Origin of the sequence: Amycolatopsis endophytica (assembly GCF_013410405.1) — a bacterium.
Classification (GTDB): Bacteria; Actinomycetota; Actinomycetes; order Mycobacteriales; family Pseudonocardiaceae; genus Amycolatopsis_E; species Amycolatopsis_E endophytica.
Map to the genome: position 1 here is coordinate 2,051,055 of NZ_JACCFK010000001.1, position 20,156 is coordinate 2,071,210.

General features: G+C 70.2%; 21 protein-coding genes. 11 read left to right on the plus strand and 10 right to left on the minus strand.

Translation table 11 applies throughout. The features are described 5' to 3' along the window. Window positions 1–138: 138 nt before the first annotated feature. Entirely contained in the window at window positions 139–1,017 is an 879-nt protein-coding gene (locus HNR02_RS10185) for an SDR family oxidoreductase (protein WP_179772904.1), read from the plus strand. A gap of 8 nt (window positions 1,018–1,025) precedes the next feature. After that, on the plus strand, window positions 1,026–1,478 hold the full coding sequence (locus tag HNR02_RS10190; RefSeq protein WP_179772905.1) for a pyridoxamine 5'-phosphate oxidase family protein: 453 nt from the start codon (window positions 1,026–1,028) through the stop codon (window positions 1,476–1,478). Here HNR02_RS10190 and HNR02_RS10195 read toward each other — a convergent pair. Next, the gene (locus tag HNR02_RS10195; RefSeq protein ID WP_179772906.1) at window positions 1,472–1,747 is read right to left on the minus strand and encodes a YciI family protein; all 276 of its coding nucleotides are present in this window, start codon (window positions 1,745–1,747) and stop codon (window positions 1,472–1,474) included. The two genes, HNR02_RS10190 and HNR02_RS10195, sit on opposite strands and share 7 nt — an antisense overlap. 121 nt (window positions 1,748–1,868) lie before the next feature. Here HNR02_RS10195 and HNR02_RS10200 point away from each other — a divergent pair, with 121 nt between their 5' ends. The 4 genes from HNR02_RS10200 to HNR02_RS10215 all read left to right on the plus strand — a co-directional run bounded on the left by HNR02_RS10200 (window position 1,869) and on the right by HNR02_RS10215 (window position 4,770). Further along, complete coding sequence (locus tag HNR02_RS10200; RefSeq protein WP_179775828.1) at window positions 1,869–2,441, plus strand: SigE family RNA polymerase sigma factor; 573 nt, start codon at window positions 1,869–1,871, stop codon at window positions 2,439–2,441. A 40-nt stretch (window positions 2,442–2,481) separates the two neighbouring features. Further along, window positions 2,482–3,606 carry an N-acetylglucosamine-6-phosphate deacetylase gene (gene nagA / locus HNR02_RS10205; RefSeq protein WP_179775829.1) on the plus strand — a complete coding sequence of 375 codons (1,125 nt, stop codon included), beginning with the start codon at window positions 2,482–2,484 and terminating at the stop codon, window positions 3,604–3,606. 101 nt (window positions 3,607–3,707) lie between these two features. Continuing rightward, window positions 3,708–4,019 carry a hypothetical protein gene (locus HNR02_RS10210; RefSeq protein ID WP_179772907.1) on the plus strand — a complete coding sequence of 104 codons (312 nt, stop codon included), beginning with the start codon at window positions 3,708–3,710 and terminating at the stop codon, window positions 4,017–4,019. Between the two features lie 43 nt (window positions 4,020–4,062). Further along, the gene (locus tag HNR02_RS10215) at window positions 4,063–4,770 is read left to right on the plus strand and encodes a DedA family protein (RefSeq protein WP_179772908.1); all 708 of its coding nucleotides are present in this window, start codon (window positions 4,063–4,065) and stop codon (window positions 4,768–4,770) included. Here the strand turns inward: HNR02_RS10215 and HNR02_RS10220 are convergent. Then, window positions 4,767–6,158 carry an FAD-binding oxidoreductase gene (locus HNR02_RS10220; protein ID WP_179772909.1) on the minus strand — a complete coding sequence of 464 codons (1,392 nt, stop codon included), beginning with the start codon at window positions 6,156–6,158 and terminating at the stop codon, window positions 4,767–4,769. The genes HNR02_RS10215 and HNR02_RS10220 overlap by 4 nt on opposite strands. A 236-nt stretch (window positions 6,159–6,394) precedes the next feature. Here HNR02_RS10220 and HNR02_RS10225 point away from each other — a divergent pair, with 236 nt between their 5' ends. From HNR02_RS10225 to HNR02_RS10240, 4 genes are all read left to right on the plus strand, one after another. After that, window positions 6,395–6,919 (plus strand): MarR family winged helix-turn-helix transcriptional regulator, encoded by a 525-nt coding sequence (locus HNR02_RS10225; RefSeq protein ID WP_179772910.1) that lies wholly within the window; start codon window positions 6,395–6,397, stop codon window positions 6,917–6,919. Beyond that, window positions 6,916–9,555 carry an MFS transporter gene (locus HNR02_RS10230; RefSeq protein WP_179772911.1) on the plus strand — a complete coding sequence of 880 codons (2,640 nt, stop codon included), beginning with the start codon at window positions 6,916–6,918 and terminating at the stop codon, window positions 9,553–9,555. Before HNR02_RS10225 ends, HNR02_RS10230 begins: the two co-directional genes overlap by 4 nt. Beyond that, window positions 9,552–10,373 carry a YceI family protein gene (locus HNR02_RS10235; protein ID WP_179772912.1) on the plus strand — a complete coding sequence of 274 codons (822 nt, stop codon included), beginning with the start codon at window positions 9,552–9,554 and terminating at the stop codon, window positions 10,371–10,373. The genes HNR02_RS10230 and HNR02_RS10235 overlap by 4 nt, the downstream gene beginning before the upstream one ends. A gap of 113 nt (window positions 10,374–10,486) precedes the next feature. Then, window positions 10,487–11,170: a DedA family protein gene (locus HNR02_RS10240; RefSeq protein ID WP_179772913.1), complete on the plus strand. Its 684-nt coding sequence runs from the start codon at window positions 10,487–10,489 to the stop codon at window positions 11,168–11,170. Between the two features lie 10 nt (window positions 11,171–11,180). Here the strand turns inward: HNR02_RS10240 and HNR02_RS10245 are convergent, their stop codons facing one another. The 8 genes from HNR02_RS10245 to HNR02_RS10280 form a co-directional block, all read right to left on the minus strand. After that, window positions 11,181–12,686, minus strand: coding sequence for a class I adenylate-forming enzyme family protein (locus HNR02_RS10245; protein ID WP_179772914.1), 1,506 nt, complete (start codon window positions 12,684–12,686; stop codon window positions 11,181–11,183). A gap of 143 nt (window positions 12,687–12,829) precedes the next feature. Further along, window positions 12,830–13,243: a VOC family protein gene (locus HNR02_RS10250; RefSeq protein ID WP_179772915.1), complete on the minus strand. Its 414-nt coding sequence runs from the start codon at window positions 13,241–13,243 to the stop codon at window positions 12,830–12,832. Window positions 13,244–13,695: 452 nt separating this feature from the next. Then, window positions 13,696–14,442 (minus strand): SDR family oxidoreductase, encoded by a 747-nt coding sequence (locus tag HNR02_RS10255; protein WP_179772916.1) that lies wholly within the window; start codon window positions 14,440–14,442, stop codon window positions 13,696–13,698. After that, window positions 14,439–15,080: a nucleoside/nucleotide kinase family protein gene (locus tag HNR02_RS10260; protein WP_179772917.1), complete on the minus strand. Its 642-nt coding sequence runs from the start codon at window positions 15,078–15,080 to the stop codon at window positions 14,439–14,441. Before HNR02_RS10260 ends, HNR02_RS10255 begins: the two co-directional genes overlap by 4 nt. Beyond that, on the minus strand, window positions 15,077–15,916 hold the full coding sequence (locus HNR02_RS10265) for a PfkB family carbohydrate kinase (protein ID WP_179772918.1): 840 nt from the start codon (window positions 15,914–15,916) through the stop codon (window positions 15,077–15,079). Before HNR02_RS10265 ends, HNR02_RS10260 begins: the two co-directional genes overlap by 4 nt. Beyond that, window positions 15,913–16,719, minus strand: coding sequence for an ATP-binding cassette domain-containing protein (locus tag HNR02_RS10270; RefSeq protein WP_179772919.1), 807 nt, complete (start codon window positions 16,717–16,719; stop codon window positions 15,913–15,915). Before HNR02_RS10270 ends, HNR02_RS10265 begins: the two co-directional genes overlap by 4 nt. Further along, the gene (locus HNR02_RS10275) at window positions 16,716–17,699 is read right to left on the minus strand and encodes an ABC transporter permease (RefSeq protein WP_179775830.1); all 984 of its coding nucleotides are present in this window, start codon (window positions 17,697–17,699) and stop codon (window positions 16,716–16,718) included. The genes HNR02_RS10270 and HNR02_RS10275 overlap by 4 nt, the downstream gene beginning before the upstream one ends. Further along, on the minus strand, window positions 17,696–18,700 hold the full coding sequence (locus HNR02_RS10280; protein ID WP_179772920.1) for a substrate-binding domain-containing protein: 1,005 nt from the start codon (window positions 18,698–18,700) through the stop codon (window positions 17,696–17,698). Before HNR02_RS10280 ends, HNR02_RS10275 begins: the two co-directional genes overlap by 4 nt. Before the next feature lie 118 nt (window positions 18,701–18,818). Here HNR02_RS10280 and HNR02_RS10285 point away from each other — a divergent pair, with 118 nt between their 5' ends. Further along, the gene (locus HNR02_RS10285) at window positions 18,819–19,829 is read left to right on the plus strand and encodes a LacI family DNA-binding transcriptional regulator (RefSeq protein ID WP_179772921.1); all 1,011 of its coding nucleotides are present in this window, start codon (window positions 18,819–18,821) and stop codon (window positions 19,827–19,829) included. Window positions 19,830–20,156: the final 327 nt, after the last annotated feature.

Consider the following 20,156-nt stretch of genomic DNA (forward strand, 5'->3'; position numbering starts at 1 on the left):
GACGGAGATCAGGGGGAACGGCGGGCCGGAATTTACCCGTTCGGGTGAGGAATGAACGTGCGCATCCCTGGGTGCGCTGGCTGGACACCTCCTACTCGGGAGTAGCTTACTCGCGGTAGATTGCGGTAGGGTCCGCTCATGGCCAACGTAAAAGGCAAGGTCGTGCTCATCACCGGAGCTGCGCGCGGCATTGGCGCCGGGCTCGCCGAGCGGCTCGCCGCCCGCGGCGCCAAGGTTGCCCTCGTCGGGCTCGAAGCCGACGAGCAGCGCAGGGTCGCCGAGCGCATCGGCGACTCGGCGAGGGCCTGGGAAGCCGACGTCACCGACTGGGCGGCGCTGGAAAAGGCCACGGCGGGTGTCGTCGAGCACTTCGGCGGCATCGACATCGTCATCGCCAACGCGGGGATCGCCACCACCGGCTTCGTGCGCTCGGTCGATCCGGCCGCGTTCGAGAAGGTCATCGAGGTCGACCTGCTCGGCGTGTGGCGCACGTTCCGCGTCACGCTGCCGCACGTCATCGAGCGCAAGGGCTACCTGCTGGCGATCTCTTCGCTCGCCGCGATCACCCACGCGCCCGGCATGGCGAACTACGCCGCGGCCAAGGCGGGTGTCGAGGCGTTCAGCAACAGCCTCCGCGCCGAGGTCGCGCACCTGGGCGTCAAGGTCGGCGTCGCGCACCCGACCTGGATCCGCACCGACCTGGTCGAAAGCGCCGACGCGCACCCGGTCTTCGGCAAGATGCGCGCCGGCATGCCCGGTCTGCTCGGCAAGACCTACCCGCTGAACGTCGCGCTGGACCAGATCGAGGCGGGTGTCCTCAAGCGCGCCCGCGTCATCCACGTGCCGAAGTGGGTCGGCCTGCTCAAGGCCGTCCGGTCGTTCCTGCCGCCGATCGTCGAGCTGGGCGCGCGCGGCCTCCTGCCGTCCGCGGACCGGGAAGCGCTGGAGGACATCAAGGCACGCGGTGCGCGCGAGGCATCCGTGACAGGGCATGGTGGACGGGCAGCCACCCGATAGGAGCCCGCATGTCCCGCCGTGACCTGATCAGGATGACCCCCGGCGAGGTGCTCGCCTTCGTCGCCGGGCAGAAGGTCATCAACGTGGCCACGATGAACCCCAACGGCCGCCCGCACCTCGCCCCGCTCTGGTACGTGCCGAGGGGCGAGGGCGTGGCGACGTGGACGTACCGCAAGTCCCAGAAGGTCGCCAACCTCAGCCGGTTGCCGCAGGCCACCGTGCTGATCGAGACCGGGGACACCTACGACAAGCTGCGTGGCGTCCAGTTCGAGGCCGACGTCGAGATCGTCGAGGACACCCCGGCCGTCGCCGAGATCGGTTCGGCGATGGCGGAACGCTACGGCGGCGGTTCACTGGCCGCCGACGTGGTCACCCAGCAGGCGGCCAAACGGGTCGGGCTGGTGTTCACCCCGACGAAGACCGTCAGCTGGGACCACACCAAGCTCGGCGGGGTCTACTGAACCCAGGCGCCCAGCGCGGGCTTGAACTCACGGACCGTGAACCCGTCGAGCGCGCCCTCGACGACGTACGGGTCGGCGTCGAGGATCGCCTGCAACGCGTCGGCATCCTCGGCCTGGATGAGGATCGCGCCGCCGGTGTCGTCCGCGAACGGGCCTGCCACCGCGACCGTGCCGTCGGACGCGAGCTTCGAGAGGTACTCGCGGTGCCGCGGCCGCACGGCCCCGTACTTCTCCTGGTCGTAGACCGTCTGCACCAGGAACCAAGCCATTCGCGCACCTCCGGTTGAGTAGCTGTTCCGCACGCTACCGGGTGAAGTAGATCAACCGATACGCTGGTCCACGCGTGTACAGCACGTGGACATCGTTCGTGCCGAGGACAGGCGGGAGTACATGCCGGAGGGCAGCGCGGAGCGCAGCGTCGAACGCACGCTCGGCCATTTGCGCACCATGGACGGGGCCGGAACCGCGACGGCCCAGCCTGCCGGGCCGCTGACCCTGGAGGATCTGTACAAGACCCACCGGATGCGGCTGGTCAGGCTGGCGATCCTGCTGGTCGACGAGCCGGCCACAGCCGAGGACGTCGTGCAGGAAGCCTTCACCGGGCTCTACCGGAACTGGGGGAAGCTGCGGGACGCGACAGCCGCGGTCGCGTACCTGCGCACGGCCGTCGTCAACGGCTCACGCAGCGTGCTGCGGCGCCGCAAGACCGCCCGCGAGTACGTCCCGCCGCACGCGGTCAACGCCCGGTCGGCGGAGAGCCTGGCCATGTTGTCCAGCGAGCACCAGTCGGTGGTCAACGCCCTGTCGAAGCTCCCGCCGCGGCAACGTGAGGTACTCGTCCTGCGTTACTACGGCGGGCTCTCGGAGGCCGAGATCTCCGAGGTCGCGGGCATTTCCAAGGGCACGGTGAAGTCCACCGCGAGCCGCGCGCTGGAGGCTCTGCAGAAGGCCATGAGTGCCTAAGCTGGTTTAGACCAATATGCTGGAGCCTGTGACGGGTTTCGTGCTGACGGGCGGCAGGCTGGCGCTCCCCGAGGGGCTGGTCGAGGACGGGTGGCTCGCGGTCTCCGGCGGGGCGATCGCGGGCATCGGCACCGGAACGCCACCGCCAGGCGACCGGATCGACGTCGGCGGCTCCTACGTGGTGCCCGGGTTCGTCGACGTGCACTGCCACGGTGGCGGTGGCGGATCGTTCTCCAGCGGTGACGCGAAGGAGATCGCGACCGCGGTCAAGGCCCACCGCAGGCACGGCACCACGACGATGCTGGCGAGCCTGGTGTCCGATCCGGTCCGCACCCTGGTGGACCAGATGGCGGTGCTGCGCGAGCTGGTCGAGGACGACGAACTGGCGGGCATCCACCTGGAGGGCCCGTTCATCGCGTCGGCGCGCTGCGGCGCCCACGACCCGGCGGTCCTGCGCGAACCCGACACGGCGACCGTCGATGCCCTGCTGCGGGCCGGTCACGGCGCGGTGCGCATGGTCACGCTCGCGCCGGAGCTCAACGGCGGTGTCCGCGCGGTGCGGCAGCTCGCCGAGTCCGGTGTGATCGCGGCGATCGGGCACACCGACGGGACCGAGGAGCAGATCCGGCCCGCCATCGACGCGGGCGCCACGGTCGCGACGCACCTGTTCAACGGCATGCGGCCGCTGCACCACCGCGAACCCGGCCCGATCGGCGTGCTGCTGGACGACGAGCGCGTCACGGTCGAGCTGATCTGCGACCTGGTCCACGTGCACCCCACGGTGCTGCGCCTGGCGGCCCGGTACGCGGGCCGCGGCCGCACGACGCTCGTCACCGACGCCATGTCGGCCACCGACGCCGCCGACGGCCGCTACCACCTGGGCCGTCTCGAAGTCGACGTCCGCGACGGGGTGGCGACGCTGGCCGACACCGGATCGCTGGCGGGCAGCACGCTGACCATGGACGCCGCGTTCCGCAACCTGGTCAAGGGCGCCGGCCTGCCGATCCCCGACGCGGTCCGCGCCACCTCGGGACGCCCGGCCGAACTACTGGGCCTGCACGACCGGCTCGGCTCCCTGCGCACGGGCCTCGCGGCGGACCTGGTGGTGCTCGATGCCGACCTGCGCCCCGCCCGCGTCCTGCGCCACGGCACCTGGATCGCCTGACACGCTCCCCGTCGGCGAGTCCCCCTTCCCGCGGGCAGCCCGCCGTCTTCGGCGGGCGTTCCGCCTTCAGGCCTCCGGCGGCGCCGATTACGCTGGGCAGGGTGAGCGAGCCGACGGATCCGGAACGGCTGCTGGCCGAGGCGCTGCAGGCGCAGGCCCGCAGCGCGCCGCACCCCGGGCCGCCTCCTGGCGGGTGGCCGCAGTTCGGTCTGCTGTCCGGAGCCGACGCCAGCTCACTGGAACGTGAGCGCGCGGCCCTCGAACCCCCGGCCGGCCGTCGGCCCGGGCCGCCACCGATGCCGCGCCGGGCTGTTCCGCAGGCGCGTCACCTGCCGGTTCACTGGGTCCTCGGCCTGGCCGCCCTGCTGGGTCTCGCGACGGGCGCGGTCATCGGTCTCATCACGCTCCTGTGAGCCCACATAATGCACACAGGGTCACCCTGTACCGTTTTGTGCTGTGATTCTCGCCGAGACCGCGACCACGCTCGCTCTGATGCCGAAGTGGTTCAACCCCGAGTACCTGCTGACCCAGTTCGGCGCGTACGTGATCGTCGGGCTGTGCCTGGTCATCTTCATCGAGAGCAGCATCTTCCCGGTGCTCCCCGGTGACTCGCTGCTGTTCACGGCGGGCCTGTTCGTGGCGCAGGGCTCGATCCAGACGCCGCTGTGGCTCGTGTGCACCCTGGTGACCGTCGCGGCGCTGCTGGGCAACGTCGTCGGTTACCTGATCGGGTGGAAGGCGGGGCCGGCGCTGTTCAAGCGGCCGGATTCGAAGTTCTTCAAACAGGAGTACGTCGACAAGACGCACGCGTTCCTGGAGAAGCACGGCCCGAAGGCCGTCGTGCTGGCGCGGTTCGTGCCCTTCGTGCGGACGTTCATCACCTGGATCGCCGGCATCGGCCGGATGGACCCGAAGAAGTACTTCACCTACACGGTCATCGGCGGCATCCTGTGGGCCGGCGGTATCACCGCGCTCGGTCACCTGCTCGGCAACATCTCGTTCATCAAGAACAACATCGAGGCCATCTTCATCCTGATCGTGCTGGTCTCGGTGGTGCCGATCGTCATCGAGTGGGCCAGGGCGCGGCGCGAGAAGAAGCACGCGGCGACCTCGGAGCCGTCGGACTCCGAGGTCACCCAGCAGATCCCGCGCATCGAGCGTTAGGTCATCGAGAACATCGACCCCGGGTTGAACAGGTTCCCGGGGTCGAGGGCCTGCTTGATCTGCCGGTGCACGCGCAGGCCCACCGGCCCGATCTCACGCTCCAGCCACTCCTTCTTGATCTTGCCGACGCCGTGCTCGCCGGTGACCGTGCCGCCGAGGGACAGGCCGACGTCGAGGATCGCGTCGAACGCCTTGCGTGCACGGGTGAACTCGTCCTCGTTGTCGGGCTGGTAGACGATCGTGGGGTGCATGTTGCCGTCGCCGGCGTGCCCGACCACGGCGATGCGCAGCCCGACGTCGTCGCTGATCCGCTGGCAGCCGGCGATCAGCTCGGCGATGCGCGTGCGCGGCACCGACACGTCGTCGGTCAGCCACACGCCGTACTGCTCCAGCGCGGTCAGCACCACCCGGCGGGCCTGCATGAGCATGCGGCCCTCGGCCAGGTCGTCCGTCGCGTACGTCATCGTCGCGCCCGAGTCCTGGCAGATCTGCTCCAGCGCGGCCAGTTCGCGCCGCGCGGCCTCGCCGCCCGAGTCGGACTGGCACAGCAGGAGCGCCTGGCAGTCGGAGCCCGCGCCGAGGTCGGTGTTCAGGTACGTTTCGGCCGCCTTGATGGAGCTGGCGTCCATGATCTCCATCAGTGAGGGCACCAGGCCCTCGCGCACGGTGCGCGCCACCGCGGTGCCGGCCGCCTCGGTGGTGTCGAACCCGGCGACGAGCGTGCCGGGCGCCTGGGGAAGTGGTCGCAGTGCCACGGTGGCCTGGGTGATCACGCCGAGTGTGCCCTCGCTGCCGACGAACAGCCGCGCCAGGTCGTACCCGGCGACGCCCTTCACGGTGCGGCGGCCGGTCCTCAGGATCGACCCGTCGGCCAGGACGACTTCCAGGCCCAGCACCGAGTCGGTGGTGACGCCGTACTTCACGCAGCACAGCCCGCCCGCGTTGGTGGAGAGGTTGCCGCCGATCGTGCACCAGTCGTAGCTGGACGGGTCCGGCGGGTAGAACAGCCCGTGCTTCTCCACCGCGTCACGGAACTCGAGGTTGACGACGCCCGGCTGCACCACCGCGAGCCGGTTGCCCGCGTCGACCTCGACGATCTGGTTCAGCTTGGTCATCACGAGGACGACACACCCGTCGATGGCGTTCGCGGCACCGGACAGCCCGCTGCCCGCCCCGCGCGGCACGATCGGCACCCCCGCCTCCGCGCACGCGCGGACCACCGCCTGGACGCCCTCGACGTCCGAGGGCAGCACCACCGCCAACGGACGGCCCGAAGGTGCCAGCGGCATCATGTCGCGGGAGTAGCTGCCGGTGACGTCCGCATCCGTCAGAACAGCGTCCTTGCCCAGGTCGGCGCGCAGTTTCGTCAGCAAAGCGTCGGTGCTCATGCATCTATGGTAGGGGCATCAGGTCCGCATTCCGGAAAAAATTTTCCGGAATGTGTTCGGCTCATCCGCCCTCGTCCGAGGCACGTGTAATTCAGTTGCCTGTGGCAACTAAAGTGTCATCGGCCACACGGCCGGTTATTTGAGTGGCGCAACCAACTAGTCCAGGTGCATCCTTGACCAGGGCAACTAGTTGCTTCGGTCAATTAAGACATCCCGTACGAAGAGAGTGATCCGGCATGCCATCTCCCGTCGAGGAAGCGGCCTTCACGGACACCGAGCTCGACATCGCCGATGAGCTGGGTGTTCAGCTCGTCCGCTTCATGCGGCTGCTCACCAAGGCGAAGTCGCAGGTGGCGAAGCTGGGGCCGGACGGTATCGAGCGCGCCGCGTACGCCATTCTCTTCCAGCTCATCCACGACGGGCCCCAGCGCACGAGCAAGCTCGCCGAGGCGCTGCACGCCGAGATCTCCACCATCAGCAGGCAGAGCAGCTCACTGGTGCAGCACGGCCTGGTCGAGCGGCTGGCCGATCCGGAGGACGGGCGGGCCTGCTTGCTGGCCCCGACGACGGAGGGGATGCGGGTGTTCGAAGAGAACCGCAGGCAACGCAACCGCTGGCTGGCCGAAGTGCTGGCCGAATGGCCGGAGGACGAACGCCGCGTCCTGAACAAGCTCCTGGACCGGCTCAACACGGGGATCGAGCACCACGCTCCACAACTCGCCGATCAGGTTTCGGCGCGCAGCAAGGGGGACGACGCATGACACGCTCCACACGAGAACAACCGGTGCCCGCGGGGGGCGCCGTCGCGGACGAGGGCCCACGCCTCACGCACAAACAGATCCTGACCATCCTCAGCGGACTCCTGCTGGGGATGTTCCTGGCGGCGCTGGACCAGAACATCGTCAGCGTCGCGATCGTCAAGATCGCCAACGACCTGCACGGCTTCGACCAGCAGGCGTGGGCCACCACGGCCTACCTGATCACCGCGACCATCGCGACGCCGCTGTACGGCAAGCTGTCCGACATCTACGGGCGCAAGCCGTTCTACCTGACCGCGATCGCGTTGTTCGTCGTCGGCTCCGCGGCCTGCACGTTCGCCACCTCGATGTACGAGCTGGCCGCGTTCCGGGCCTTCCAGGGCCTGGGCGCCGGTGGTCTGATGTCGCTCGCCATGACCATCATCGGTGACGTGGTGCCCGCCCGCGAACGGGTGAAGTACCAGGGCTACTTCATGATGGTCTTCGGCAGCGCGACCGTTCTCGGCCCGGTGCTCGGTGGCCTGTTCTCCGACTTCGAGAGCCTGGGCGGCCTCGACGGGTGGCGCTGGATCTTCCTGATCAACGTCCCGATCGGTGTCCTCGCGCTCGCGGTCGTGGCGAAGGTGCTGAACGTGCCGCACCAGCGGCAGGACCACCGCATCGACTGGTTCGGCGCGGTCTCGCTGGCCATCGCGGTGGTGCCGTTGCTCCTGGTCGCCGAGCAGGGACGCACCTGGGGCTGGGGTTCGACCACCGCGGTGATCTGCTACGCCGTCGCCGCCTTCGGTGTCGTGCTCTTCCTCTTCGTCGAGTACGTGATGAAGGACGAGGCGCTGATCCCGCTGCGGCTGTTCCGCAACTCGACGTTCAGCGTCGCGATCGGCGGCGGCACGCTGGTCGGTATCGGCATGTTCGGCTCGATCAGCATGATCCCGCTGTACTTCCAGGTCGTGCGCGGCTACACGCCGACCCAGGCCGGCCTGCTGATGCTGCCGCTCGTGCTGGGCATCATGACCGGTTCGCAGATCTCGGGCCGGATCACCGCGAAGACCGGGCGCTACAAGATCCTGCCGGTCGTCGGCACGGTCCTGATCGCCATCGGCGCGGCGCTGTACGCGCAGGTGCACTACAACAGCCCGCTGTGGCAGCCGCTGGTCATCGCCCTGCTCATCGGCCTCGGCCTCGGTGGGTGCATGCAGACGCTGATCATCGCCGCGCAGAACGCCGGCCCGCGCCGCGACATGGGTGTGTCGACCGCGTCGGCCACGTTCTTCCGCCAGATGGGCGGCACCCTGGGTGTCGCGGTCTTCCTGACCATCCTGTTCAACCTGCTGCCGGGCAAGATCGCCGACGCGTTCGGCGGCAACCTGCCCCCCGGCTTCGACCAGAGCCAGCTGGGTGCGCTGCAGGCCGACACCAGCAGCCTGCACAACCTGCCCGACGCGGTGCAGATCCCGATCCTGACCGGGTTCACCAACTCGATGCACGGTGTCTTCTACGTGGCCGGTGCCGTGGCGTTGCTCGCCTCGATCGTGCTGGCGTTCATGAAGGAGATCCCGCTGGCAGGAGGTCCGGCCCAGCCCGCGCCGCAGTCCGACCCGGTCGGTGAGGCGCTGCTGCCGGACGAGAACGCGAAGACCGGTGCGGACGCGGACACCTGGGCGGACGCGGACGCCGCGTTCGAGGAGGACCGCGAACCCGTGCTGGTCGGAACAGGGAGGCATTCCTTGAGTGACAACAACGGGCACGGCGAGTACCAGCTCGCCGCGCAGGCCGCGCCGATCACGAACGCGGTCGCGAGCGCCGGGACGGACAACGCGCTCGGCACCGGTGGCCAGCCCGTCACCGGCACCATCCGCCGTCAGGACGGCACGGCCGTCGGCGGCGCCGCGCTGACCCTCATCGACCAGCGGGGCCGCCAGGTCTCGCGGGCGACCGGCAGCGCCGACGGCGGTTACTCGATCGGCGCACCGGGCAACGGCGCGTACGTGCTGATCGTGTCGGCGGCAGGGCACCAGCCGCAGGCGGCCAGCGTGGTCGTCGGCGACGGGCCGTCGCGCCTGGACCTGACGCTCGTCGGCTCGGGCGAGCTGAGCGGTGTCGTCCGGGTGGCGGGCGCGGGCTCCCCGCTGGCCGGCGCCACCGTGACGCTGACCGACTCGCGTGGCGAGGTCACCGGGGCCGCGATCAGCGACGCCCAGGGCGCGTACCTGTTCAACGGCGTCAGCTCCGGCACCTACACGCTGGTGGCCAGCGCCGACCGGATGCGCCCGGTCGCGTCGCTGATCACCGTGCCGGACAGTGGCGTGCTGCAGCAGGACGTCGAGATCGCGCCCGCCGTGCTGCTGGCCGGCACCGCCCGCACCGACGGCGGACGCCCGGTGCCGGACGCGCGGATCACGGTCCTGGACACCGAGGGCAACGTCGCCGCGGTCGCCCGGACGGACGAGAACGGCCAGTACGTCGTCAGCGATCTGCCCGAGGGTGACTACACGGTGGTCGCCAGCGGGTACCCGCCGGCGACGAGCCAGGTGAACCTGCCGGGTGGCGGCGACGTCAGCCACGACGTCCGGCTGGGCTACGAGCAGGTGCTCGACCAGCTGGGCGACCCGGCGAGCAACGGGGTGGAGCAGTCATGAGCGGATTGCGCGCGCAGATCCGCACGGCCGAGGGCTGGGCGGTGGAGAACGCGGTGCTGACCGTGACGGACATGAGCGGCCAGCAGGTCGCCCGTGCCGTCGCGGACGCCACGGGGGCGGTGGCCACGCCGCCGCTGACCCCGGGCATCTACACCGCGGTCCTCACCGCCGCCGGGCACGCGCCGGTGGCCCGCACCGCGCAGATCGGGTCCGACGGGTCGGGTTCGCTCGGCGACCTGGTGGTGACGCCGATGGCCGGTGCCGTCGAGCTGCCGCCCGCGGGTCCGTGGACGATCGACCCGGTGCACTCGACCGCGGTCGCGACCGCGCGGCACCTGGGCATCGCGAGCATCAAGGCCCGGTTCTCCGAGATCAGCGGGCGCATCGACATCGCCCGCCCGGCGGAGCAGTCGCGGGTCGAGGCCGAGATCAAGGCCGCGAGCATCGACACCGGCATCAAGATGCGCGACGACAACCTGCGCTCGCCGGAGTTCCTGGACGTGGAGTCGTACCCGGTGATCGGGTTCGTCAGCACCGGGATGCGACAGCGTGGCACGGACACCTGGGTGCTGGCAGGCGAGCTGACGTTGCACGGTGAGCGTAAGTCGATCGAGATGGACCTGACCTACGGCGGCTACGGGCCGGATCCGTGGGGCGGGGTGCGTGCGGCGTTCCACGCCGAAACCCAGCTGCACCGCAACGATTTCGCGATCAACTACAGCGCGATGGTGCGTGCCGGGGTCGCCGCGATCGGGTCCAACGTCAAGATCGAACTCGACATCGAGGCTGTTCAGGGCGAGTCTCTGCCCCAGATGTGACCAGGAACACGGCCGCACATTTTTCGCGAATGTGCGGCCGTGTTCCGTAACGGATCACCTAAATTCGACCGATCGGCTGACTGGTGGTTGAGTGCGGCACGTACGCTCTCCGGGTGACTTTCGACTTCGCCGCGTCCGAAGCCGTCGGCGTGGGCTGGTTGGACACGGCCGGCCCGCTGCTGGTCTGGGTCATCGTGCTCAGTTTCGTGTTCATCGAGTGCGCCCTGATCATCGGGCTGTTCCTGCCCGGTGATTCGCTGCTGTTCGCGGCCGGAGTCGTCCTTGCCTCACACGGCGCGCACGCCAGTGCCTGGCTGCTGTCGATCGCGGCGCTCGTCGTCGCGGTGGTGGGCAACCAGGTCGGCTACTACATCGGGCAGCAGACCGGGGTCCGGTTCATCGCCCGGCGCGGCGGCAAGGTCCTGAACAGGCACAACCTCGAACGGGCGCGGGAGTTCCTCGACCGCAAGGGCTTCTTCGCGATCGTCGCCGCACGCTGGATCCCGTGGATCCGCACCCTCGCGCCGCTGATCGCCGGGGCCGCCCGCATGGACTCCCGGCGCTTCCTCCTCGCCACCACGATCGGCGGCGTGTTCTGGGTGCCGACGCTGGTGCTGATCGGCTACTACGGCGCCGGTCTGCTCGACGCGATCCCGTGGGTCAAGACCGTGCTGGTCTGGTTGTCGATCGCGTTCTTCGTGATCGGCACCGGGTACGGTTTCGTCCGGTACCGGCAGGAGATGCGCCGCCCCGTCGACGAGGACCCGCCCGAGCAGGAGTACCGCACCGCGGCGTAGTTCCCGCCCGCTACCCCTGATCGAGCAGCCTGCTCTTCTGGATCTTCCCGGCGGGCGTGAGCGGCAGGGTGTCCCGCAGGACGATGTCCTTCGGCACCTTGTAGTCGGCGATCTTGGCCGCGCAGAATGACTTCAGGTCCGCCACCGTCGCGGTGGCGCCCGGGGCGAGAACCACGTGGTAGCGGCCGATCTCGCCGAGCACCGGATCGGGTACGCCGATCCCGGCGACCAGCACGACGTCGGGGTGCGCGGCGAGGACGTTCTCGACCTCGACCGGATAGATGTTGAACCCTCCCTGCACGAACATCTCCTTGGCCCGCCCGCGCAGGAGCACGGCCCCGTCACCGGTCACGCACGCGAGGTCACCGGTGCGCAGCCAGCCGTCGTCGATGGCCGCGGCCGTGTCCCGCGGACGGCCGTGGTAACCGGCCATGAGCGAGGTCGACCGCACGAGCAGCTCGCCGGTCCGACCCGACGGCAGCTCCGCCCCGGCGCCTCCGATGATCTTGATTTCGACACCGGGGAGCGGGTGACCCACCGTGGTGGCGGTCGTCTCGAAGTCGTCGTCCCACGCGGTCATCAGCACGGCGCCGGACGTCTCGCTCAGTCCGTAGAGGTTCATCACCGGGGCGTTCGGGAACCGGCTGGTCAGCCGTTCGAGCAGCGCGGGCTCGGCGTTGGCGCCGCCGGTGACGACCAGCCGCACCTTCGACGTGTCGACCGCGTCCAGCTCCGGCCGGTTGAGCAGCAGCGTGTGCATCGTCGGGACGCCGACCCACAGGGTGAGTCCCGCGGTGGCGAACAGATCCACGATCTCGCGGGCGTCGAAAGCGGGCAGCAGGACGGCGCGGGCGCGGGCGACGAGTGCGCTCAGCACGCAGCAGGTGATACCGCTGACGTGGTTCAGCGGGACCGCGACCGGCAGCACGTCGTTCTCGTCGAGGCGGATGTGGTCGACCTCGGCCCGTGCCGAAGCGAGCTGGCTCCGGTGCGTGAGGACCGCGCCCTTGGGGATGCCGGTCGTGCCCGAGGTGTAGATGATCATCACCGGGTCGTCCGGTGTGACCCCGGCCTTCGCCTCGGCCACCGGTCCGTCGAGCAGGAGGTCGTCGTAGGTCAGGTCGCCGGCGCCGAAGGTCACGACGGTCTCCACGAGCCCTTCGAGCAGGGCGGGGAAATCGACGCCGTCGTGCGAGGGCACGGTGACCACCAGACGGGCCCCCGAGTCGCCGAGCATGTGGGCGAGTTCGTTCTCGCGGTACCGGACGCTCAGGCCGACCACGACCGCGCCGATCTTGGCGGCGGCGAAGTAGACGACGAGCCATTCCGGCGTTGTCGGAGCCAGCACGGCGATGCGGTCGCCGTGCGCGATCCCCTGCCGCAGCAGTCCGGCCGCGAATCGGTCGGAAAGCCGGTCCATCTCCGCGAACGTGATCTCGCGGTCGCCCGCGATCCAGCCCGTGGCGAGGGGTTCCCGCGCCGCGTCGGCGAGTGCGTCGAAGATCCGGGACGTCATCGGTCCTCCGGGTACGGGCGGGTGCGGGAACGGTGATCCGATCACCGGGATACAGGTTCTCGCGGTCGCGCGCGCGGATCAACACCTCTGCGCCGGGCTTGCCGTGGAGGACGGACGCCGAGCAGCGGAGGCAACGCTTCGGGCTAGGAGTTCAGGTCGGCCCAGACTTCGAGCTGGATGCCGTCCGGATCGCGGAACACGACGACGGCCGAGCCGGGGAGGGTGCGGGACGCCTTGGCCGGGCTGTAGGTGACCCCGTAGTCGGCGAGCCGCTGCTCCCACTGCTTGAGTTCGGCGTAGGTCGGCACCGTGAACGCGACGTGGTCGAGCCCGGTTCTGCGCTCGTCGAAGGTGCCGCGTTCGGTCGCGGGGTGCTGCAGGAGCACCACCGAGAACGCGTCACCGGGCGCGTGGAGGACGACCTTCCGCAGCCCCGTCCCGGGGTCCTCGCGCCGTCCCGTCTCCCGCAGCTCGAGCACCCGCTCGTACCAGGGGACGCTCCGGTCGACATCGGTCACCGTGAGGGCCAGGTGGTGCACTCCGGTCAGCTTCGCCATGCAGTCCCTTCTCACCCGTTCGTGTCCCCTCGTGGGTACAACGTTCCGCTCGGGTTCCCGGTTTCCCCCGGCGTACCTGTGGACAACTCGAAGATTCATCCACAGGTTGTGGGTAACCGCGGGCCATGCCTGATCGCTTCCGGGTGCCCCAGCTCGATTGCGACGCGCGGGCTGGGAACGCCCATCGCGGCCAGTTCGTGGTCCTCGATCTCCCGGCGCAACGAACCCGCGGGTGTGGACACGAAGGGGAGCCGGGCCAGTTCTGCCGCACCTGACGCCGGTCATCGCCGCGCTCGTGCGCGGCGCGTTCCGCTCGACCGCCGAGTTGTCCGCGATCACGACTCCGGCACTCGTCATCCCGGGCCCGGACCCCCGTCACCCGGCCGCTCTGGGCGATGAAGTCGCCAGGCTCCTGCCCCGGCGATCCGCGACTTCCTCGCCGAGTCAGACGGCTACCGGCCGCCGCCGACCGGCAGCACCGCACCCACCGCGTAGGACGCGGCGGGCGAAAGCATCCACAGGACCGCCTCGGCGATTTCCTCCGGCTGACCGGACCGGGCCAGCGGGATCGACGGCGCGATCCGCTCGACGCGATCCGGCAGGCCGGCCGCGGCGTGCAGGCCGGTGTCGACGAGCCCGGGTGCGACGGCGTTGACCCGGACACCCTCGCCCGCGACCTCCTGCGCCAGTCCCCAGGTCAGGGTTTCCACAGCGGCCTTCGTCGCCGCGTAGTGGGTCCACTCGTTCGGAGAACCGGTGCGGGCGGCTGTGGACGAAATGTTCACCACCGCGCCACCGGGCCCGCCATAGCGCGTCGACATGCGGCGCACCGCCTCCCGGCAGCACAGGAACACGCCCGTCACGTTGACGTCCAGCACCCGCCGCACGGTCGCGACGTCCTGCGCGTCCAACCGCCCGGGAGTGTTCCCGGTGATCGCCGCGTTGTTGACCACCGCGGTGACCGGTCCCAGCTCCGCCGCCGCGTCGAACAACGCGACCACGTCGTCTTCGGAGGCGACATCGCCCCGCACAGCCACCGCCTGACGCCCGGACGCCCGCACTTCGGCGGCAACCGCCGAGGCGGCCGTCGAGTCGTTCGCGTAGTTGAGCACCACGTCGTACCCGCGCGAGGCGCCCAACCGTGCGACGGCCGCGCCGATGCCCCGGCTGCCGCCGGTGACGACGAGGACTCCGCTCATATCACGAAGTTCTGCAGCGGCAGGTTCTCCAGCACCAGGTCGGCCCGTCCCGAGGTGGTCTCGATCAGGTCGGCGTTGCGCTGGTCGCTGCCCAGCGCCCGGCCCTTCGCCTCGACCAGGGTGCGCCCGTAGCGGCGGTGCCGGTTGACCAGCCGCTCGATCCGTTCCTGCTCGTCCGGCTTCAGGAACCACACCTCGTCGACCAGGCCGCGCACCTCGCTCCACGGCTCGTCGTCGACCAGGAGATAGTTGCCCTCGGTGATGACCAGCGGCACCTCCGGCGGCACGCACACCGCGCCCGCGATCGGCTCCTCGATCTCGCGCCGGAACTGCGGCGCGTACACCGTCTCCCTGGTTTCCCTGATGCGCCGCAGCAGGCTCACGTACCCGTGGGCGTCGAAGGTGTCCGGCGCGCCCTTGCGCTCGGTCCGGTCCAGGCGCTGCAGCTCGACCTGCGCGAGGTGGAACCCGTCCATCCCGACCACGACCGCGCGGTTGCCCAGCGCGTCGGCCAGCCCGCGCGCCAGGGTCGTCTTGCCTGCCGCCGGCGCGCCGACGATCCCCAGGATGGACCGCCTGCCCCGGGAGACCAGGCCCTCGGCCCTGGTCAGCAGCTCGTCGAACGTCGGACTCGTCATCGCACTCCCCACTTCGCTACCTCCGGGACCCAGGCCCTGGGCCCCGCATGCCGCACCTTCTCCGCGGCCACCTCGTTGGCGAACCGGATCGCCTCCGGCAGCCCGAACCTGCCGACGCCGCAGGCCAGGGCGCCGTGCCAGACGTCCCCCGCGCCCAGTGTGTCCAGCGCGCGCACCTCCGGCACGTCGATCTCACCAGCATCGTCGACCGTCTCCCAGCGCACCGGACCGGGTCCGGCCGTGACGACGACCGTCGGCACACCGCGTTCCCGCAGGCCGGGCCCTGGCGCGCGGAAGTGCGCCGAGCACGCTGCGATGTCGACCAGCGGCAGCAGCTCCTCCAGCACCGGTTTCCAGCTGCCCGCGTCCAGCACGACCGGGATCCCGCGCTCGCGGGCCCACCGAGCGACGCCGAGCGCCAGCCGCGGCAGATGACCGTCGACCAGCACGACCCGGACGTCATCCGGTATTTCGGACGGCATGGCTCCCTCGATCCGCGCCGCGTTGCGGGAGACGACGGTCCGCTCGCCGTCCCGGTCACGGACCGCGACCGCGCTCACCGCGGGCGGTTCCGCCCGCCCGGGCGCGGTGTCGACGACGCGCACACCGTGCGCGGCCAGGTCGGCGCGGGCCAGTCCGGCGAGCGGGTGCGTGCCCAGCGCCGTCACCAGGACGGCCTCCTCGCCGAGCGCCGCGACCGTCACGGCGGCGTTCGTCGCCGGTCCGCCCGCGGCCACCTCGACGGCGAGCGACTGGACCTTCTCACCGGGCGAGGGCAGTTCCGCCACCCGCTGCACGAGGTCCACCGTGCACAGCCCGGCGAGCAGGACGGTCACGCCGTCAGCCCCGTCCGCACCGCCGATTCGACTTCCGCCACCTTCCCGTCCTCGCCGACCCGCAGCGCACCGGTGATCAGCCCGACCACCTGGTTCATGCTCGTCGTCTTCGGTGACACCACCCCGACGCGCCTGCCGAGCCGGTGCACGTGGATGCGGTCCGAAATTTCGAACACGTGCGGCATGTTGTGGCTGATCAGCACGACCGGCAGGCCGCGCTGCCGGATCCGGTCGATCAGCTGCAGCACCTTGGCCGATTCGGCGACCCCGAGCGCGGCGGTCGGCTCGTCCATGATCACCGCCTTGGTCCCGAACGCGGCGGCCCGCGCGACCGCGACGCCCTGACGCTGCCCGCCGGACAACGTCTCGACCGGCTGCGTGATCGACTTGATCTTGATGTCCAGCTCGTCGAGCACCCGCTGGGCCTCGGCCCGCATCTTCGCCGTGTCCAGCTTGCGGACCAGCCCGAGCGGTCCGCTCCGGCGGATCTCCCTGCCCAGGAACATGTTCGTCGCGATGTCCTGCGCCGGCGCCAGCGCCAGGTCCTGATAGACGGTCTCGATACCGCAGCGCCGCGCGTCCAGCGGCGTCCGGAAGTGCACCGGCTCGCCGTCGACGAAGATCTCGCCCGCGTCCGGCACCAGCGCGCCGGAGAGCGCCTTGATCAGGCTCGACTTGCCCGCACCGTTGTCGCCGACCACGGCGAGCACCTCGCCGGGTTCGAGATCGAAGTCCGCGCCGTCGATCGCGGTGACGCGGCCGAAGCGCTTCACCAGGCCACGTGCCGAAAGGGTCGGGGTCATTTCTGCCTCCTGGCCAGCCGGTCCACGGCCACCGCGGCGATCACCAGTGCACCGGTGGCGACGTCCTGGTAGAGCGAGTCGACGCCGAGCTGGGTCAGCCCCGAGCGCAGCACCGTCACGATCAGCGCACCCATCATCGTCCCGAACACCGACCCGCGGCCGCCGAACAGGCTGGTGCCGCCGAGCACGACCGCGGTGATCGAGTCGAGGTTGCCGAGCTGGTAGGCGTTCGGATCGGCGTTGGGCACGCGGCCCAGCGCCTGCCACGCCGCGATACCGAAGATCAGCCCCGCCACCAGGTACACCGACACCACCGTGCGGTTGACCTTGATGCCGGACAGCCGCGCGGCTTCGGGGGCGTTGCCGACCGCGTAGACGTGCTTGCCCCAGGCGGTCCTGGTCAGCGAGTACCAGAGCACCAGGTACATCACCAGCGCCAGCGTCATGCCGTAGGTGACCGGGATGCCGCCGAACAGGTAGCGCCGCGTGCCCAGCCACGCCAGCAGCGAGTCCGGCGCGATCGGCACGGCCTGCCCGCTGGCGACGAGCTTTCCCACCGCGGTGAGAATCGTGAACAGGCCGAGCGTGACGATGAACGGCGGCAGCTTGATCCGCGTCACCAGTGAGCCGGTGACCAGCCCGAGCAGCGCCGTCACCAGCACGCCGAGGACGAGCGCGAAGATCCCCGGTACCCCGCCGGTCAGCAGTTTCGCCATCAGCAGCGTCGCCAGCACCATCGCCGCCGCGTTGGACAGGTCGATGCCCGCGGTGAGGATGATCAGCGTCTGACCGAGCGCGAGCGTGCCGACCACCAGCGACTGCTCGACGACCAGCGACAGGTTGTCCAGTTCGAGGAAAGTGCTGGTGGACAAGGAGAACACGACGACAGCGACGACGAGCGCGAGCGCGGGCCCGATCGCCGGGGCGCGGAGGAAGAACTCACCGAGCGTTTCGCGCTCGGCACGGGCATGAGTGGTCATGTGGTCCCCCAGCAGTTCCGCAGGCCCCACGCGGTGTCCTGGCTCGGCACGCCGGGCATCGGCCGGTCGGTGATCACGACGGAACCGGTGTCGATGAACCCGCTCGGCTTCTGCCCGGTCTTCGCGTACTGGACCGCCGCGGTGACGCCCTGCTCGGCCATCTTGCGCGGGAACTGCATGACGGTGGCGTCGTACTGGCCGTCACGCACGTTCTGCACGCCCTGGCAGCCGCCGTCGATCGAGCCCATCACCAGCTGAAGCCCGCGGGCCTGCAGCGCGGCATACGCGCCGCGCGCGGTCGGCTCGTTCATCGTGTAGACGGCGTTGAGGTCGGTGGTGCGCTGGAGCAGGTTCTCCATCTTCTGCTGGGCGATGGACTGGTCGCCGTTGGCGTTGTCGCGCCCGACGATCGCCGGATCGCCGTCCGCCAGCCCGATGCCTTCGAGGAAGCCGTTGTGCCGGTAGGTGTCCACGGTGCTGCCCGCGGTGCCGTCGATCATGATCACCTTCGGGGCGGCGCCGCCGAGCGCGGCCTTGACGTAGGCGCCCTGCTGACGCCCGGCCGCGACGTTGTCCGTGGCGTAGGTGGCGTCGACCGCGCTCTCGGGTTCGGTCGCGGTGTCCAGCGCGATCACCAGGACGCCGGCCTGACGGGCGCGCTCGATCGCGGCGAGCACGCCGGTGGAGGAGTTCGGCGTGATCATGATGGTGGTGACGCCCTGCTGGACCATGTTTTCGATGGCCCGGACCTGGCCGTCGTTGTCGCCGTCGAACTGACCGGCCAGCGCCATGAACCCGGCGCCCTGTGCCTGCGCGGCGGCACTCGCCGCGTTGCGCAGCTCCACGAAGTACGGGTTGGTCTCGGTTTTCGTCACCAGGCCGACCTTCGCCTGGCCGCTGCCCGCGGGGGCCGAGCTCCCGCCCCAGTGGCGTTCGACGGTGCACCCGCTGACGGCCAGCAAGCCGGCCGTGACGAGGCACAGGAGACTCCGGTGTCTCACGCTGCCCTCCCCGTTGAGGCTGATCGTTTGCCGACGGGGACGGTAGGAGGGCTTACACTACTCCGGCAAGCGTTTGCGCAAACGCTTGCGGATCGTTCGTGCTCGTTGGAGATGTTTGATGCCGTCCAGGCCCACCCAGAAGGACGTCGCCGATCTCGCCGGCGTCTCGATCACCACCGTCTCACACGTGGTGAACGGAACGCGCGCGGTGGCCCCGGAGACGAAGGCCGCCGTGCTGCGCGCCATCGAGGAGACCGGCTACACCGGCGACGCGATCGCCCGGTCGCTGGTCACCGGCGGCACCCGGCAGATCGGTGTCGCGATCTCGCTGCTCGCCAACCCCTACTTCGCGGCGCTGATGCAGGCGATCGAACGGGAGGCCGCCACGGCCGGCTACACCGTGCTGCTCGCCGACACCCACGACACCGTCAAGACCGAGCAGGAAACCGTCCGGACGCTGCGGTCGCGGCGGGTGGAGGGAATGCTGCTGACCCCGGCCGCCGGGGACGGGCGGGTGATCTCGGAGCTGGTGTCGCTCGGGCTGCCGACGGTGCTGATCGACCGGCTGACCATGCGGACCGACGTCGACCAGGTGGGATCCGAGAACATCCAGTCCACGTCCGCGCTGACCGAACACCTGGCCTCGCTGGGACACCGGCGGATCGGGTTCGTCTCGGGCATGCCCGGGTTGACGACCTCGGAGGAGCGGACCCTGGGGTACCGGCTCGGGCTCGGGCGCGGAGGGCTGTCATGGAACCCGGAACTGGTGGTGTCGGGGCATTCCTCGCGGGAGGGTGGCGCTGCCGCGACGGCGAAGTTGTTGTCGTTGCCGGACCGGCCGACCGCGATGGTGGTGGCCAACGACAGCATGATGGTCGGGGTGCTGCACGAGGTCCGGCGCTCGGGGCTGGCGGTGGGACGGGACTTGGCGCTGGCCGGGTTCGACGATGTCGAGTGGTCGGATCTGGTGGAGCCTCCGTTGACGACCATGGCGCAGCCGATCGAGGAGATCGGGCGGCGGGCGGTGCGATTGCTGCTGGCGCGGATCCAGGAGCCGGAGCGCGGATTCGAGACTGTGCGGTTGCCGCCGCGGCTGATGCACCGGGCTTCTTGTGGGTGCTCTTTGTAGTGCTGGGGTTGCGCTGCTCGCGCGGCTGGGTGGGCGCTACGTGGGTGTCCAGGGCGCCGGGCTTCGCTTCGCTACGCCCCGGCGCCTGGGCGCCGGGCTTCGCTTCGCTACGCCCCGGCGCCTGGGCGCCGGGCTTCGCTTCGCTACGCCCCGGCGCCTGGGCGCTGGCGCGCCCGGCGGGTTGGGCCTCCCGGACCCGATCTTTCAGTGTCTTTGGCGGCCGAGCAGACGCGTCAAGGCGGGAAAGCGTGCCTTGACCCGCCTGATCGGCCGCCAAAGCTGGCTGGGGATCGGGTTGCGGCAGAGGGCTGGTTCGGGGGGTGGGCG